At 61.4% G+C, this 16,631-nt stretch carries 16 protein-coding genes; 3 read left to right on the forward strand and 13 right to left on the reverse strand.

What is annotated here, in order from left to right:
* Window positions 1-8: 8 nt before the first annotated feature.
* The 8 genes from ACF8E5_RS13665 to ACF8E5_RS13700 form a co-directional block, all read right to left on the reverse strand.
* Window positions 9-902: a M23 family metallopeptidase gene (locus ACF8E5_RS13665; protein WP_058638816.1), complete on the reverse strand. Its 894-nt coding sequence runs from the start codon at window positions 900-902 to the stop codon at window positions 9-11.
* A gap of 110 nt (window positions 903-1,012) precedes the next feature.
* Window positions 1,013-1,909, reverse strand: coding sequence for a response regulator (locus ACF8E5_RS13670; RefSeq protein WP_058638815.1), 897 nt, complete (start codon window positions 1,907-1,909; stop codon window positions 1,013-1,015).
* A gap of 163 nt (window positions 1,910-2,072) precedes the next feature.
* On the reverse strand, window positions 2,073-2,843 hold the full coding sequence (gene phoU, locus ACF8E5_RS13675) for a phosphate signaling complex protein PhoU (RefSeq protein ID WP_058638814.1): 771 nt from the start codon (window positions 2,841-2,843) through the stop codon (window positions 2,073-2,075).
* A 107-nt stretch (window positions 2,844-2,950) separates the two neighbouring features.
* The gene (gene pstB / locus ACF8E5_RS13680) at window positions 2,951-3,784 is read right to left on the reverse strand and encodes a phosphate ABC transporter ATP-binding protein PstB (RefSeq protein ID WP_058638813.1); all 834 of its coding nucleotides are present in this window, start codon (window positions 3,782-3,784) and stop codon (window positions 2,951-2,953) included.
* Between the two features lie 104 nt (window positions 3,785-3,888).
* On the reverse strand, window positions 3,889-5,505 hold the full coding sequence (pstA, locus tag ACF8E5_RS13685; protein ID WP_178091247.1) for a phosphate ABC transporter permease PstA: 1,617 nt from the start codon (window positions 5,503-5,505) through the stop codon (window positions 3,889-3,891).
* Between the two features lie 71 nt (window positions 5,506-5,576).
* A complete protein-coding gene (locus ACF8E5_RS13690) occupies window positions 5,577-7,865 on the reverse strand; it encodes an ABC transporter permease subunit (protein ID WP_058638811.1) in 2,289 nt (762 codons plus the stop codon).
* 137 nt (window positions 7,866-8,002) lie between these two features.
* The gene (locus ACF8E5_RS13695) at window positions 8,003-9,001 is read right to left on the reverse strand and encodes a phosphate ABC transporter substrate-binding protein PstS (RefSeq protein ID WP_023532412.1); all 999 of its coding nucleotides are present in this window, start codon (window positions 8,999-9,001) and stop codon (window positions 8,003-8,005) included.
* A 159-nt stretch (window positions 9,002-9,160) separates the two neighbouring features.
* The gene (locus ACF8E5_RS13700) at window positions 9,161-10,450 is read right to left on the reverse strand and encodes an MFS transporter (protein WP_058638810.1); all 1,290 of its coding nucleotides are present in this window, start codon (window positions 10,448-10,450) and stop codon (window positions 9,161-9,163) included.
* Between the two features lie 353 nt (window positions 10,451-10,803).
* Here ACF8E5_RS13700 and ACF8E5_RS13705 point away from each other — a divergent pair, with 353 nt between their 5' ends.
* The gene (locus tag ACF8E5_RS13705; protein ID WP_003253317.1) at window positions 10,804-11,202 is read left to right on the forward strand and encodes an acyl-CoA thioesterase; all 399 of its coding nucleotides are present in this window, start codon (window positions 10,804-10,806) and stop codon (window positions 11,200-11,202) included.
* Window positions 11,203-11,272: 70 nt separating this feature from the next.
* Window positions 11,273-12,178, forward strand: a complete 906-nt coding sequence (locus tag ACF8E5_RS13710) for a D-hexose-6-phosphate mutarotase (RefSeq protein WP_078479361.1) — start codon at window positions 11,273-11,275, stop codon at window positions 12,176-12,178.
* A gap of 13 nt (window positions 12,179-12,191) precedes the next feature.
* Here ACF8E5_RS13710 and ACF8E5_RS13715 read toward each other — a convergent pair whose 3' ends face one another.
* The 4 genes from ACF8E5_RS13715 to purE form a co-directional block, all read right to left on the reverse strand.
* Window positions 12,192-12,725, reverse strand: a complete 534-nt coding sequence (locus ACF8E5_RS13715; RefSeq protein ID WP_058638808.1) for a DUF3299 domain-containing protein — start codon at window positions 12,723-12,725, stop codon at window positions 12,192-12,194.
* A gap of 47 nt (window positions 12,726-12,772) precedes the next feature.
* Window positions 12,773-13,018, reverse strand: a complete 246-nt coding sequence (locus ACF8E5_RS13720; protein ID WP_058602748.1) for a GlsB/YeaQ/YmgE family stress response membrane protein — start codon at window positions 13,016-13,018, stop codon at window positions 12,773-12,775.
* Between the two features lie 108 nt (window positions 13,019-13,126).
* Window positions 13,127-14,209: a 5-(carboxyamino)imidazole ribonucleotide synthase gene (locus tag ACF8E5_RS13725; protein WP_392475396.1), complete on the reverse strand. Its 1,083-nt coding sequence runs from the start codon at window positions 14,207-14,209 to the stop codon at window positions 13,127-13,129.
* A 10-nt stretch (window positions 14,210-14,219) separates the two neighbouring features.
* A complete protein-coding gene (purE, locus tag ACF8E5_RS13730) occupies window positions 14,220-14,711 on the reverse strand; it encodes a 5-(carboxyamino)imidazole ribonucleotide mutase (protein ID WP_058638806.1) in 492 nt (163 codons plus the stop codon).
* Between the two features lie 268 nt (window positions 14,712-14,979).
* Between purE and ACF8E5_RS13735 the strand changes: the two genes are divergently transcribed.
* Window positions 14,980-15,606: a hypothetical protein gene (locus ACF8E5_RS13735; RefSeq protein WP_196185254.1), complete on the forward strand. Its 627-nt coding sequence runs from the start codon at window positions 14,980-14,982 to the stop codon at window positions 15,604-15,606.
* Here ACF8E5_RS13735 and ACF8E5_RS13740 read toward each other — a convergent pair.
* Entirely contained in the window at window positions 15,598-16,515 is a 918-nt protein-coding gene (locus ACF8E5_RS13740) for a LysR substrate-binding domain-containing protein (protein ID WP_058638804.1), read from the reverse strand. The two genes, ACF8E5_RS13735 and ACF8E5_RS13740, sit on opposite strands and share 9 nt — an antisense overlap.
* Window positions 16,516-16,631: the final 116 nt, after the last annotated feature.

The following is a 16,631-nucleotide window of genomic DNA, read 5'->3' on the forward strand; positions in this document are numbered from 1 at the left end:
AGCCCTGATCAGGGGTTGCCTGCGGTGTAGTCGGGCAACCCACTGATCGGCCGGTCGAACCGATAGGGAATCGACTCAAGCGCCAGCCCCACATTGCGCTGAACCACGAAGTGCAGATGGGGCCCGGTGCTGTTGCCGGTGTTGCCCGACTTGGCCAACACCTGCCCTTGGCGCACACGCTGCCCGGACGCGACCACGATCGACCCGCGCATCAAGTGCAGGTACACCCCCATGGTGCCGTCAGGGTGCAGAATGCGGACAAAGTTGCCCGAGGGATTGTCCCCTCGCCCGCTCTGCTCGCTGCGCGTGCTCACCACTACCCCTTCGCGTGCCGCCACGATAGTGGTGCCCTCGGGCATGGCGATATCCATTGCATAGCGCCCCTTGGGCCCGAAGTGGCTGAACCTGCCATTGGGCCCTTGGCTCACACGAAACGGCCCACCTACCCATGGAAACGCATAGCGATAACCTTGTGGGCGCTTGCCGGGGTCGCCCATGGCCTGCAGCAGTGTGGAGCGGTAGTTGAGCAGCTTGCCTGGCTGGCCCCGGACGATGCTGAGCACTTGGGTCGAACGCGGCGGCAACAGACGCCGCACGGTCCGCGGCGCGTCGCCACCCTGCGCGTTAACCAGGTTATCCAGGCGCAGTTCCACCTGCACGGCGACCGGCAGTTCGTTGCGGGCCGAGAAGCTCACGCCGCCCTGGAACACGATCGCGTTGAGACGCACATCGTGTTCGTTGATCTCCACGGTGGACTCATCCACGACCGTGGGCTTGATGCCCGGGCCGGGTCGCTGCGCATAGGACACCCTTCCCGTTTCATCGGTGACTGGGTGCAGCGTCACGCCCAGGCTAGAGGCGCTGACCAGGGTTAACGCACATAGCAGCAGGCGTGAATGCATGATGGTGGCTTTTTGACAGTGAAGGACCTGTCCAAGCCTAGCAGCAGACACCCTGGTCACCATGACAGTTGGTCGGATGCTGCTGGCCAGCTCGCTGTTGCGGCGGCCCGTCAGGCCCCTGGCGTGAAATGCTTCTGGGCAGTGCCGCGGGCGATCAGGCGGGACAGGTAGTCCAGCTTCTGGGCGTCTTGATCGACGAACTTGAACGTCAATTGCAGCCAGTCGCTGTCAGGCTTGGGCTCGAAGGCCGCCACCGCGTGCAAGTAACCATTCAAACGCGCGATTTCCGCGTTCTCGCCCTGCTCCAGGTTCAGCACGGCGCCTTCGAGCACTTGCGGCAGTGTCTCACTGCGCCGTACGACCAGCAGGGCTTCCTTCAAGCTCAAGGCCTTGATCACGCAGGCTTGCATGCCGCTCGCCAAACGCAGCTGGCCCTGGCCGCGACCGCTGGGTGCGGGTGTCGCTGCGCTGGACTTGGCAGGGGTGGCGGCCGCCTTGGCAGGCACAGGTGCTGGCGCAGCTACCTTGACGGCTTCTGGCCGTCCAGCGGTCAGGGCGTTGAGCGAGTCGTTGGCGAACGCGGCATTAGCCCGCGCAGGCCCTGGGCTCATCAAGCTGTCGAGCTTGCCGATCTTGGCCAGGGCCTTCTTGACCTTGGTCAGCAACTGCTCGTTGGTGAACGGCTTGCCGACGAAGTCCGACACGCCGGCCTGAATCGCCTGGATGACATTTTCCTTGTCGCCACGGCTGGTCACCATGATGAACTGAAGGCCCTTGAGCTCAGGTTGCTGACGGCACCAGGTGAGCAGCTCCAAGCCCGACATTTCTGGCATTTCCCAGTCGCACAGCACCAGGTCGAACGCCTCTTTGCCCAACAGGGTCATGGCCTTGCGACCGTTTACGGCGTCATCCACGGTCATGCCCGGGAACGCGTTGCGCAGGCACTTACGGATCAGGTCACGGATAAATGGCGCGTCATCCACCACCAGCACATTCACTTTACTCATCGATACTCCTTCTGAACCCGACTAGCCTACTGCCATTTGCTGGCCACTTGCCACCACCTGTGTCACGCCGGGTCGTCTACAGCCGGTCGATGGTCTCTGGCACCTCCAGGCGTACTAACGAAAACGCCCGGCACAAGCCGGGCGTCGATGCTCGGAGAGAACTTTATTTATCGCCCGCTTCGGCTGGAACATTAGGTATTTCACCCTCGGCATTGGCGCGACCCTGCACCTCCGCTGTCATGCGCTTGAGGCCCATGTGGCGTACATCGGTGCCGCGCACCAGGTAGATCACCAGTTCGGAGATGTTGCGTGCATGGTCGCCGATCCGCTCCAGCGAACGCAGGACCCAAATCACACTTAGCACACGAGAGATCGAACGGGGATCTTCCATCATGTAGGTCACCAGTTCACGCAAGGCTGTCTTGTACTCACGGTCGATAGTCTTGTCGTATTGAGCCACTGACAAGGCCAGGTCGGCATCGAAGCGGGCGAAGGCGTCGAGTGCATCGCGCACCATGTTGCGCACCTGATCGCCGATGTGCCGCACCTCCACATAGCCCCGCGGCGATTCACCCTCCTCGCAGAGCTGGATGGCCCGCCGGGCGATCTTGGTCGACTCGTCGCCGATACGCTCGAGGTCAATCACCGACTTGGAAATACTGATGATCAGCCGCAGGTCCGATGCTGCCGGCTGGCGACGCGCCAGAATACGCAGGCATTCCTCGTCGATGTTGCGCTCCATCTGGTTGATCTGCTCGTCGACCTCGCGCACCTGCTGAGCCAGGCCGGAATCGGCCTCGATCAGCGCAGTGACCGCATCGTTGACCTGTTTCTCGACCAGCCCGCCCATGGCCAGCAGGTGGCTGCGTACCTCTTCGAGCTCGGCGTTGAACTGCTGGGAAATATGATGCGTCAGGCTTTCTTTGTTGATCATGCTGTGGCTCCGCGAAGCTGCTGGCTGCGAGCTTCAAGTCGTTCGAGGCGTGCCCCTGCGCTGCGCCGAGTGCCTTCACGCGGCGAGCAGCAGTGCGCGGTGTTTCTTCAGCCGTACCGGCCAGTGATGTAGTCTTCTGTCTGCTTCTTGGCGGGGTTGGTGAACAGGGTATCGGTGTCACCGAATTCCACCAGTTTGCCCATGTACATGAAGGCGGTGTAGTCCGATACGCGGGCCGCCTGCTGCATGTTGTGGGTCACGATGACGATGGTGAACTTGGTTTTCAATTCGTAGATGAGCTCTTCGACCTTGAGCGTGGAAATCGGGTCCAGCGCCGAGCAAGGCTCGTCCAGCAACAGTACCTCGGGCTCGACCGCAATGGTGCGGGCGATGACCAGGCGCTGCTGCTGCCCACCGGACAGGCCCAGCGCCGACTCGTGCAGACGGTCCTTGACCTCGTCCCACAGCGCCGCGCCCTTGAGGGCCCACTCGACGGCCTCGTCCAGGACACGTTTTTTGTTGATGCCCTGAATCCGCAGGCCATAGACCACGTTCTCGTAGATGGTCTTGGGGAAAGGGTTGGGTTTCTGGAACACCATGCCCACGCGGCGGCGCAGCTCGGCCACGTCCTCGCCCTTGCGGTAGATGTCATGCCCGTACAGGTTGACGGCGCCTTGCACACGACAGCCGTCGACCAGGTCGTTCATGCGGTTGAAGGTCCGCAGCAAGGTGGACTTGCCGCACCCGGAGGGGCCAATGAACGCCGTCACGCGCTGCTTGGGAATATTCATGCTGACATCGAACAGGGCCTGCTTGTCGCCGTAGAACAGGCTCAGCCCAGGCACTTCGATGGCGACCGTTTCCTCGGCCAGGCGCAGGCCCTGTTTGCTGCGGCCCAGCGCGGACATGTCGATGCCGTGGGTAGGCGGTTGTTGCTGCATGGTCTCACTCCATTGGGTGCTGCCGGCGTATGGCCGCCAGTGGCACGTTGGGACGAAGCGGCCGCTTCGCGTCGGCGACGCCGCTTGAACGTTCGACACCTGGCTCAGCTGTCGAGCGCCTTGTATTTCTCACGAAGGTGGTTACGGATCCACACGGCCGACAGGTTCAGTGTCGCGATGACCATCACCAGCAGCAATGCAGTGGCGTACACCAGTGGCCGTGCCGCCTCCACGTTCGGGCTCTGGAAGCCTACGTCGTAGATGTGAAAGCCCAGGTGCATGATCTTCTGATCCAGGTGCAGGTAGGGGTAATTGCCATCCACCGGCAGCGATGGCGCGAGCTTGACCACCCCCACCAGCATCAGCGGTGCGACTTCACCCGCAGCCCGGGCCACGGCCAGGATCATGCCGGTCATCATGGCCGGGCTGGCCATGGGCAGAACAATCTTCCACAGCGTTTCGGCCTTGGTGGCACCCAATGCCAGCGAGCCTTCGCGCAGGGTGCGCGGAATGCGCGCCAACCCCTCCTCGGTGGCCACGATCACTACCGGCACCGCCAACAATGCAAGGGTCAGTGACGCCCACAACAGGCCCGGCGTGCCCAGGGTGGGCGCCGGCAAGGCTTCGGCAAAGAACAGGCGGTCAATCGAGCCGCCCAGCACGTACACGAAGAAGCCCAAGCCGAAAACGCCGTAGACGATGGCCGGTACACCGGCAAGGTTGTTGACCGCGATGCGAATCAGGCGCGTCACCGGCCCCTGCCGGGCATACTCGCGCAAATAGACCGCTGCCAGCACGCCAAAGGGCGTGACGATCACGGCCATGATCAGGGTCATCATCACAGTGCCGAAGATAGCCGGGAATATACCGCCCTCTGTGTTGGCCTCACGCGGGTCGTCGCTGAGAAACTCCCACACCTTGGCAAAGTAAGCCCCCAGCTTGGCCAGGGTCGACATGCCGTTGGGCTGGAAGGCATGGACCACCTTGCTGAGGTTGATCTCGACTTCACGGCCATTGCCATCGCGCGCGACCAGCGTGTCGCGGGCAAAATCCCGGTGAAGCGTGGACAGGCGATCTTCGATGGCCGTGTAGCGGCTGTTGAGCTCGGCACGGTCAGCCTCGATATCAGCCTGGGCCGCAGCGTCCAGCTTGCCTTCGAGCTCGAGCTTGCGCGCCTGCAGGCGCAACCGCTCCAGGCCATGGTTGATGGCACCGATGTCTTTCTTCTCCAGCGCCTGCAGCGTCTTGTTGAGCTCGCTGGCCCGGGCCAGCCGCGCTTGCAGCTCACCCCAGGCCGCTGCTCCTTCTGCCACCACCCGGCCTTGTTCCTTGACGCTCACCAGGTAGCCATAGAAGTTGCCCCACTCGCGCCGTTCCAGGGCCATCAGCTGCTCGGGGCGCTGCTGATCGACGAGCCAGTCGCCCACGACCCAGGTGAAGTCGCTGCCATTGAGGTCCCGGTTTCCGACCTTGATCAATTCGCGTGTCATGAACTCCGGGCCCTGGTCGGGCACTGGCAAACCGGCGCCCTTGAGGCGCGCACGCGGCACTTCTTCCTGCTGTACCACTTCGCCGATGACCGTCTGCTGGGCCTGGCCCGGCACGGCGTAGCTGGCCTGAATCAAATCGGCCGGCCAGAAATGCCCCAGGCCGCGTACTGCGATCACAGCCAGTAGACCAACGGTCATGATCACCGCCATGGCCACGGCGCCGCCGCTCATCCAGACACCGGGGGCACCGCTCTTGAACCAGCCTTTGAGGGAATCCTTTTTCACGGATCGCTACCTTTCTATCAAAGCGACGAGTATTTCTTGCGCAGACGCTGGCGAATCAGCTCGGCCAAGGTGTTCATGACGAAGGTGAACATCAGCAGCACCAACGCGGCGAGGAACAGCACCCGGTAGTGGCTGCCCCCAACTTCGGATTCCGGCATTTCCACCGCCACGTTGGCAGCCAGCGTGCGCATGCCTTCGAACAGGTTCATCTCCATCACCGGTGTGTTGCCGGTGGCCATCAGCACGATCATGGTTTCACCGACGGCCCGGCCCATGCCGATCATCAGCGCCGAGAAGATGCCGGGGCTGGCGGTCAGGATCACCACCCGGGTGAGGGTCTGCCAAGGCGTTGCCCCCAGCGCCAGGGAACCCAGCGTCAGGCTGCGCGGCACGCTGAAGACGGCGTCCTCGGCTATCGAGTAGATGTTGGGAATGACGGCAAAGCCCATCGCGATCCCGACCACCAGTGCATTACGCTGGTCATAGGTGATACCCAGGTCATTGGTGATCCACAGGCGCATGTCGCCGCCAAAGAACCAGCTTTCAAGGTGTGGGCTCATGCCAAGGGCAAGCCAGCCGGTGAGCAGAATGACCGGGATCAGGATCGCCGCCTCCCAGCCATCCGGTACCCGCAGACGAATGGATTCAGGCAGCCGGCTCCAGGTGAACCCTGCCAGCAGGATGCCGACCGGCATGAGCAGGAAAAGGCTGAAGACCCCTGGCAGATGGCCTTCCAGGTACGGCGCCAGGAACAGCCCCGCGAAGAACCCCAGAATGACCGTGGGCATCGCCTCCATCAGTTCGATTACTGGCTTGACCTTGCGGCGCATGCCAGGGGCCATGAAGTAGGCCGTATAGATCGCGGCGGCAATGGCCAGCGGCGCGGCCAGGATCATGGCGTAGAAGGCCGCCTTGAGGGTACCGAACGTGAGGGGCGAAAGGCTCAGCTTGGGCTCGAAATCGGTATTGGACGCGGTCGACTGCCACACGTACTTGGGCGCGTCATAATTCTCGTACCACACCTTGCCCCACAGCGCGCTGAAGGACACTTCCGGATGGGGGTTGTGCAGCTTCAATGGCAACAACCTGCCGGGCTCTTCGATCATGATGCGGTTGGCGCGCGGTGACAGGGCAAGGATACCCGGGCCCTGGGCCACGGACTCGACCAGGAGGGTACGGTGCGCCGTGCTGTGGAAAACACCCAGCTTGCCTTCTGCGTCCAGGGCGATGAAGCCCTTGCGACGCTCCTCGGCGTCGATCTGCACGATGGGCGACGTGCCCAACTGGAAGGTACGAATCTGCTTGAAACGAGACTCCCCGTCCGGGTCACGGGCCATGAACCACTGGGCCAGCCCACCGTGCGAGTCACCGATGATCAGTGAAATGCCGCCTACCAGCTGGGCAGTGGCCGTCACTTCGGTATCGGCGCTCTGCGCCAGGGAATAGCGCCCGTTGAGGCTCTTGTCGCGCAGGCTGAACACGTCGGCAGTGGCGCGACCGTTGATCACGTACAGCCACTGCTGGCGCGGATCGATGAAGATGTTCTTCACCGTTTCGGTCATTTGCGGCAACTCGATACGGGTCTGCTCGGTGGTGACTTCGGCGGTCAGCATGTTTTCGCTGCGCGTCAACGCGAGGACCTGCAGGTGCGCGCCCGTAGAGCCTGCCAGCAACAACGTGTCGCCATTGACACTGGCGCTGACGTGCTCCAGCGCCCGCGCCTGCTCATCCAGCACGAAAGGCTGTTCGCCATAGGGGTAGTCGATGGCCGGCGTAATGGTTTTCTTGTTGCCGGGGTAGGTGATCTTGTAGGTATGGGTGAACACCAACGCCTGGCCATTGGACAACCCCAGCATCACCATCGGGCTGCCTGGCTGATCGGTACCGATCGAAGACACCTGTACGCCGGCAGGGATGGGCAAGTCGACGCGTTCGAGCGCTGCGCCGGTCTTGGTATCGAAGAACAGCACCTGGCCCTTGTCCGAAACCCGCATGCCAACCAGGTTCTGCTCCTCGAGGGCGATCATCAACGGCTTGCCCGCCTCCTCTTTGAGCCAGGCAGGCTGCAATGCCTGCCTGCTGGTCAGCTCGGCGCCCTGGAACAACGGCAGTACCACGTACGCCAGGTAAAAGAAGATCAAGGTGATCGCAGCCAGCACTGCCAGCCCGCCTACCAGCACGTACCAGCGCGTCAGGCGGTCCTTGAGCGCACGCAGGCGGCGCTTGCGCTGCAACTGCGGGGTATTGAAATCGATGCGTGCAGGCTGGGAATCTTGGGTCATTGTGGAGTTGGCCAGATCATTCATGGGGCACACCCTAGCGGTCCCGTATGACAAAAACATGACAATGCAGTGACGCACGAAAGCCCGAAGCACAGTAAGGCTGGCCCCGGGCTGGGAGTGCTGAAGAGGCTAGCCCAACGGCTTGCCCCTGCAGGGTTCGATTACTGCTTGGCGACGTTGCCGGCGTGGGACAGGCCCAGGTCGGCCAGGGTCTTGTCGACGACTTTGGCAGGCAGCGGGATGTAGCCATCCTTGACGACCACCTGCTGGCCGGCCTGCGACAGTACCAGCTTCACGAATTCGGCCTCCAGCGGGGCCAGCGGCTTGTTCGGTGCCTTGTTGACGTAAACGTACAGGAAGCGCGAAAGCGGGTAGCTGCCGTTCAGGGCGTTGGTCTCGTTGTCCTCGACGAACTCGCCGCCGTCTTTCTTGGCCAGCGGCACGGTCCTGACGCTGGCCGTCTTGTAGCCGATGCCCGAGTAGCCAATGCCATTGAGCGACGAGCTGATGGACTGCACCACGGAGGCGGAACCGGGTTGCTCATTGACGTTGGGCTTGAAGTCCCCTTTGCACAGGGCTTCTTCCTTGAAGTACCCATAAGTGCCGGACACCGAGTTGCGGCCGAACAGCTGGATCGGCTTGTTGGCGAGGTCGCCGGTTACTCCGGCATCGCCCCAAGTCTTGATCTCGGCCTTGCCACCACACAAACGAGTCGAGGAGAAGATGGCATCGACCTGGGCCATGGTCAGGCCCTTGATCGGGTTGTCCTTGTGCACGAACACCGCCAGGGCGTCGACCGCAACCGGGATGGCGGTCGGTTTATAGCCGTACTTCTGCTCGAACGCCTGCAATTCGACGTCCTTCATCTTGCGGCTCATGGGGCCGAGGTTGGCGGTGCCTTCGGTCAGCGCCGGTGGCGCCGTGGAAGAGCCCGCTGCCTGAATCTGGATGTTGACGTTCGGGTATTCCTTTTTGTAAGCCTCGGCCCACAGGGTCATCAGGTTCGCGAGGGTATCGGAGCCGACGCTGGAGAGGTTGCCCGAAACACCCGTGGTCTTGGTGTAGGTCGGGATAGCAGGATCGACAGCGGCCACTGCGTTGGCGGTTGCAACGCCAGCGGCGGCAAAGGTAAGGGCCGCCATCAAACGCTTCAATTTCATGCCTTGCTCCTAGCTGGAATGGGGGTGCTGAGAGGGAACGGGGGCCAGTATCTGCAGCGCGCATGAACACGATATGACTTGATTGTGACAATTGGATGAAATGCCATCATCGTGTCGAAGCGCTGCCTGCAGGGAGCAAGTGTCAGTGGGCAAGGCGATTCAACGCTTTTTGGCGAGCAAGTACAGACCTACCGAAAAGCCGACCACGCACAGTACAGCCACATAGTAAGCAGGCGCCATGGGGCTGACTTTCAGAAGCCCGGTTACCGCCATCGGCGTCAGGCCGCCGAAGATGGCATAGGCGACGTTGTAGGAAAACGACAAGCCGCTGAAGCGCACCGCAGCCGGGAATGCCTTTACCATCACATAGGGCACTGCGCCGATCACACCCACGCACAAGCCGGTCACCGCATACAACGGGAACAACAGCTCCGGCCGCGTGGGCAAGCTGTGGTAGAACGCCCAGGAACTGACCAGCAACATCAGGCTACCGATGACGAACACACGGCCTGCACCGAAGCGATCGGCCAGGCTACCGGCGCCAATGCAACCCAGGCTCAACAGCACGATCGCCAGGCTGTTGGCCTTGAGCGAGTCGGTAGGGCTGATGTGATAGATGCTCTGCAGCAAGGCTGGTGTCATGAGGATCACCACCACGATGCCTGCCGACAACACCCAGGTCAGCAACATGGACAGCACGATGGGCCCGCGATGATCGCGCAGCACGGCCCGAAGCGGCAGCCCTTCGGCCAGGGCCTTGCGTTGCTGCATTTCTGCGAATACCGGGGTTTCATGCAGCCAACGGCGCAGGTAAACCGAAAACAGACCGAACACGCCGCCCAGCAGGAACGGGATTCGCCAGGCATAGCTGGCCACTTCTTCAGCGCTGTAGACGCTGTTGATCAAGGTCGCGACCAGCGAGCCCAGCAAAATACCGGCAGTCAAACCGGCAGTGAGCGTGCCGCAGGCATAACCGGTATTGCGCGCCGGCACATGCTCCGAGACGAATACCCAGGCGCCTGGCACTTCCCCGCCGATGGCCGCCCCCTGGATCACCCGCATCAACAGCAACAGGATCGGCGCCCACAGGCCAATCTGCGCGTAGGTCGGCAACAGGCCCATGATCAAGGTGGGCAGGGCCATCATGAAGATGCTCAGGGTGAACATCTTCTTGCGGCCCAGCAGGTCGCCAAAATGCGCCATGATGATGCCGCCCAGGGGCCGTGCCAGATAGCCTGCGGCGAAAATGCCGAACGTCTGCATCAACCGCAGCCACTCGGGCATGTCGGCCGGAAAGAACAGCTTGCCAACCACGGTGGCGAAGAACACAAAAATGATGAAGTCGTAGAACTCCAGCGCACCGCCCAGTGCAGATAGTGAAAGGGTCTTGTAGTCACTGCGGGTCAGCGGCCGCGGGGCCTGCTCGATACTGCTCGGCGCGGAAGTCATCACGGTTATTCTCTTTATAGGGCAAGGCCACACGGGATGCGGCTTGTTCAAGGCGAAGGCGAAGATAGCAAATTGCCGGACACGGCTGAAAGCGACACGCAATCCTTACCGACCTGCAAGAACGCATGGTCGTCGCTCGCGTAGATGCTCTATATACTGGCGTTTCGTACGAAATGTGTCCTGCTAGCGTGGGATATTGTGCGAAAACACCGGTCACTATACTCAGACGGTTTCGAAGCATTTCCCACGGCCGTCCCGTCATACGAATCGGCGTAGTATGTTGTCAGCTGAATCGTTTACCGGCCTAAGCGCCGCATCCAAGAAAAGCGTCACGGGTCAGAGGCCCCCACCGCATGATTGAGCTCGAACAAGAAGATCCAATTCCGCAGGGCGACCTTGCTCTGCAGATCACCGCACTGCCACGGGAAACAAACGGCTTTGGCGATATCTTCGGCGGCTGGCTGGTCGCCCAGATGGACCTGGCAGGTACCGCCATGGCCAGCCGTGTTGCCGGTGGCCGCGTTGCCACCGTGGCGATAGATCGCATGGCGTTTCTGGTACCGGTGGCCGTGGGCGCACAGTTGTCTTTCTATACGCAGACGCTGGAGATCGGACGCAGCTCCATCCAGATGATGGTCGAAGTATGGAGCGACGATCCACTGTCCAGCGAATGGCGCAAGGTGACCGAAGCCGTCTTCGTCTTCGTCGCCATCGATGGCAGCGGCCGTACCCGTTCCGTCCCTCGTCGCTGAGGCCTGCCGGCGGTAAACTCATTGCCTGCGACCGGGTCCAAGGCCCACTGGCAACTAATGAGATGACGCAATGGCCACCTTCCAGGTATCGACCGAGCAACATGGCGAGCTTCACTGCTGGCGTATCCGCAGCAGCTTCGCCGAACTACTGATCGCCCGCCAGGGTGCGCAGGTCCTCAGCTATCAGCGCACTGGCGAGCCGCCATTGCTCTGGTTGAGCGACGAGGCCATTTTCCGCCAGGGGAAGTCGGTTCGGGCAGGGGCGCCTGTGTGCTGGCCCTGGTTCGGCAACCTGCAGCGCAACCCCGAAACCGTGCAGTCCATGTACCACGCTGAACACGCGCCAGCCCATGGGCTTGTCCGGACGCGTGACTGGCAATTGCTGGGCGTTGAGGAAGTGGGCGAAAGCCTGCGGATCGAGTTCGAAATGGCCGAAGCGCAAGGTGGGTTGCCCGGGTGGCCGCACACTGTGGAGCTCAAGCTGGTGGTCGTGCTGGACGCGGCGTTGACGCTGCAACTGACCAGCCGCAACCTTGGCCATAGCCCGGTCACCCTCAGCCAGGCCTTGCACAGTTACTTTGCAGTCAGTGATGTGCGCCAGGCCGAGGTCCACGGTGTCGAAGGTTTGTCTTACATCGAAACCCTGTCCGACTGGCAACAGCGCCATCAGGAGGGCGCGCTGGTGTTTAGCGGCGAGACGGACCGGATCTATCTGAATACGCCGCAAACGTTGAGCATCGTCGACCCGTCCTGGGGCAGGCGGATCATCCTGACCAGCAGCCGATCCCGTTCAGCGGTGATCTGGAACCCCTGGACCGCACGGGCCAAGGAATTACCGGACATGGCCGATGACGGCTGGCAGCGCATGCTGTGCATCGAGACGGCGAACGTATGGGATGACGTGGTGCAGTTGCAGCCCGGGGCCAGCAGCTCGCTGGGGGTCAGGATCGATTGTGAAGTGATCTCAAAGGCCTAGTCCCACACACGCCTCAAAGATCGGCGTCCACCACTACCCGCACCTTCGCGGCGTCCAAGGCATAGGCCGCGTCGGCCAGGTCGTTGCTGACCTTTTCCACCTTCAGCGTGCCGCTGACCCACACCGGTGTGTAGATGTCATCGATCTTCAGCCCTTTTGGGTAGCGCACCAACACCAGCTGGTTAGGTGGTGGTGGCGGGACGTGGATGCACGCACCAGGGTAAGGCACCAGAAAGAACAGGGTGCTGTTGCCCTTTGCATCGCTTTCAAGTGGCACAGGGTAGCCGCCCAGGCGAATGTCCTTGCCGTTGAGGGCAGGCACGGTTTTGGTCGAGTACATGACCGCAGGCAACCCCTTGCTCTGCTTCAAGCCGCCTTTGGCGGTGAAGGTACCCATGGCTTCAGGGGAGTTGTGGTCGATTTCAGGCATCTGCTCGAGTGCCTTTTGGTCCGACTTGGGCATCAATTCCAGCCAGTCGGTCTCGGGCAGTTCGGCATGGGCCAGGGAACTGGCCGACAACAGGAGGGCAATGAAGAAGGCACGCATGGAATGCTCGGCAACTCGGGATGAATTGCCGGCATTCTAACCAGTATTCAGCGTTTCTTGATGAATCCGTAGATCACCAGGAGGATGATGGCGCCTACCAGTGCACCAAAGAAGCCGGCTGCCTGACCTGCCTGATAGATACCAAGCGCCTGACCGCCATAGGTGGCCAACAGCGAGCCAGCGATACCGAGCAGGATGGTCATGATCCAGCCCATGCTGTCGTCGCCCGGTTTGATGAAACGAGCCAGCAAGCCGACGATGAGGCCGATGAAAATGGTTCCGATGATACCCATGGCAATCCCCTTGCAGTAAAGATGGAACACGCCAAAGCCTAGGCTGCGCTTTGGCGTGTTGCCACTTCAGAGGGCCCGCCGGATGCAGAAGTTCGAATTGACGCTCGATCAGTTGCCGATCAGCGCCTGCACTTGCGCAATCTTGTGCTCGAGCGTGGCCATGTCCTGGCACCGCAATGTGGCATGTCCGACCTTGCGCCCGGCCTTGAACGCCTTGCCATAGTGGTGCAGGTGGCAGTCGTCGATGGCCACGACCTGCTCCACTGGGGGAACTTCACCGATGAAGTTGAGCATGGCGCTCTCGCCGACCTTGGCCGTGGAACCCAATGGCAAACCGGCGATGGCACGCACGTGGTTTTCGAACTGGCTGCACTCGGCGCCTTCGATGGTCCAGTGCCCGGAGTTGTGCACGCGCGGTGCAATTTCATTGGCCTTGAGCCCGCCGTCGACCTCGAAGAATTCGAACGCCATGACCCCGACATAATCGAGTTGTTGCAACACGCGACCGACGTAGTCTTCAGCCAGCGCTTGCAGCGGGTGCGCCTGACTGGCGACCGACAGGTGCAGGATGCCGCTGTCGTGCGTGTTGTGCACCAGCGGGTAGAACCGTGTTTCGCCATCGCGGGCCCGGACAGCGACCAGCGATACTTCACCGGTAAAGGGTACGAAGCCTTCGAGCAGGCACGGCACGTTGCCCAGTTCGGCAAAGGTGCCTACCACGTCCTGCGCGGTGCGCAGGACTTTCTGGCCCTTGCCGTCGTAGCCCAACGTCCGGGTCTTGAGCACCGCTGGCAGACCGATGCTCGCCACTGCGGCGTCTAGGTCTGCCTGCGACAGGATGTCGGCGAACGCAGGGGTGGGGATCCCCAGGTCACGGAACATGCTTTTCTCGAACAAACGGTCGCGGGCGATGCGCAGGGCCTCGGCACTTGGGTACACCGGCACGAACTGCGAAAGAAAAGCCACGGTCTCGGCCGGAATGCTCTCGAACTCGAAGGTAACCAGGTCAACCTGGTCGGCCAGCTGGCGCAGCTGCTCCTGGTCGCTATAGCCTGCGCGCAGGTGCTCGCCCAGAGAGGCGGCACAGGCATCAGGCGCCGGGTCGAGGAAGGCGAAGTTCATGCCCAGCGGAGTACCCGCCAGTGCTAGCATGCGACCCAGCTGGCCGCCTCCGATTACACCGATTTTCATGGATTGAACCTCAAGCCTGACGCGGATCTGGGTTATCCAGCACGGTGTCGGTCTGTTCCGTGCGGAACTGCTTCAACGCCGCGTGGTACTGAGGGTGCTTGGCGCCGAGGATGCTGGCCGACAACAGCGCGGCATTGATCGCGCCCGCGCGGCCGATGGCCAGCGTGGCAACCGGCACGCCGGCCGGCATCTGCACGATCGACAGCAGCGAATCAACACCTGAAAGCATCGACGACTGCACGGGCACGCCCAGCACCGGCAGGTGGGTCTTGGCCGCGCACATGCCAGGCAAGTGGGCCGCACCACCGGCACCGGCGATGATCACCTCGATGCCCCGGCCGTCAGCTTCTTCGGCGTACTGGAACAGCAGATCCGGCGTACGGTGGGCGGAAACCACCTTCACCTCGTAGGGAATGCCGAGTCTTTCCAGCATATCGGCGGTGTGGCTAAGGGTGGACCAATCGGACTTGGAGCCCATGATCACGCCAACCAGTGCACTCATCGTCGAGCCTCTCCTGCAAGCGCCTTCTGGCGCGCTAAAAGCAACAAGCCACGCAGGTGGACCGGCGTGGCTTGTCATACGGATTATGAATCGACCAGGTCGGCCGAAGGCGCAGGATTGTAGCGTATTCATGAAGGGAGCGCCCACCCCCATAAGCACATGCCGGATCAAAGGGCAAGCTGTCTCGCGGGACAAGTTTTTCCCGCTGCTGCCTGGGCGCTGCACGCTGAATGCTAGGGCCTTCAATCAATGACCCAGGCAGGTGCACATGACTATTCCACGCCTCTCAACGATCTCGCTTGCCCTTCTGTTCAGTGTGCAGGCATTGAACGCTTCGGCAGCCCGTTCACTGACCGTCAACGTCTATATTCATGACGACTTGGCCGACATGCAGGACGCTCAACTGCACAACGACTACTTTGAGCATTGGCTTAAGGAAATGCGCCGTTTTACCGATCACCCCATTGAAGTGATCTTTCAGCGAAACGTACCTCTTATCACCGATATTGCGTATGCAGGCATGCCATCGTCGCAAATACTGGAAGTGTTTACCGACGGCATCCATGAAAAAACGCGGCATAGCCCTTTTTCATTCGTGGACAAACACCTGCTGCTAACCCGCGACAGTTACGATCGAAGCGGTTGGAACTACACCGCTGGACTTGCCTACACGAAGCAGAACACGGCTATCTCATCAATCGCCGCGTATGGCGCTCCCGCCCATGAAATCGGCCACATGCTGGGCGCTACCCACGAAGATGCCGAACTTAAGTTCAACGGCTGGGTATGCGAAACCTACACTCACCCACGGGTAACCGCTCGCTCGAACTGCTATCGCTACAGCGACAAGAACCGCGCAACCATCGCGGATTATCTGAAATACAATTCAAAATGATGCCTCGCCTTGGACGCTGGTCGACTCCAGTTTGCGCCACAGCAAGCGCACGTTGGCCTTGCGGACCAAGGCGCAGCGATACAGGCGAATTTCCAGCGGCACGTGCCACTGGCTGCCACCGCAGATCGCAAGTTCCCCACGCTCCAGTTCACCGCGCATGGACAGTCGCGGTACCCATGCCACCCCCATCCCCTCCAGGGCCATGCTCTTGAGGCTGTCAGCCATGGCGGTTTCATAGACGGTGGTGTAGCGCAGATTGCGCTGGCGCAGCAGCAGGTTCACCGAACGGCCAAGGAAGGCGCCGGCGCTGTAGGCCAACAATGGCACGCTGGTTTCACCCTCCAGGGTGAACAACGGTTTGCCTGCGGCATCCACGGCACAAACGGGCAACATCTCGGTGGTGCCCATGTGCAGCGAGGGAAAGATTTCGGCGTCCATCTGCAAGGCTGCATCAGGGTCGTAGAACGCTAGCATCAGGTCGCAGCCGCCTTCCCTCAAGGCATGCACTGCATCGCCGACGTTGGTGGCAACAAGCCGGGTGGCGATGTTCAGCCCATCGTTGCGCAGCTGGGCCACCCAGCGCGGGAAGAAGCCCGACGCGAGCGAGTGCGCGGCCGCCACTTGAATCACTTCGCCCTGGCCACCCTCGAGATGATGCAAATGGCGAAGAATTTCGCTCAGTTGGTCGACAACCGTACGGGCTGTTACCAAAAACAGCTGGCCCGCCTCTGTCAGCTCGATAGGGGTGCGGGAACGGTTGACCAGGGTAAGCCCCAAGGCTGCCTCCAGGCTACGAATCCGGCGGCTGAAGGCCGGCTGCGTCACGAAGCGCCGCTCCGCCGCCTGGGAAAAACTGCGGGTTGAGGCCAGGGCACTAAAGTCCTCCAGCCATTTGCTTTCAAGGTTCATTGGGCCGCTCCCCTGCCGTGCACCAAAATGGAACACGCTCGAAAATCAATCGGCGTCACATCTATCACTATGCCGTTTGTGCATAGGTTAGCGTGCAACAGCATTGGCCGCAAAAA

Source organism: Pseudomonas sp. WSY_20, assembly GCF_043104335.1.
Taxonomy (GTDB): domain Bacteria; phylum Pseudomonadota; class Gammaproteobacteria; order Pseudomonadales; family Pseudomonadaceae; genus Aquipseudomonas; species Aquipseudomonas parafulva_B.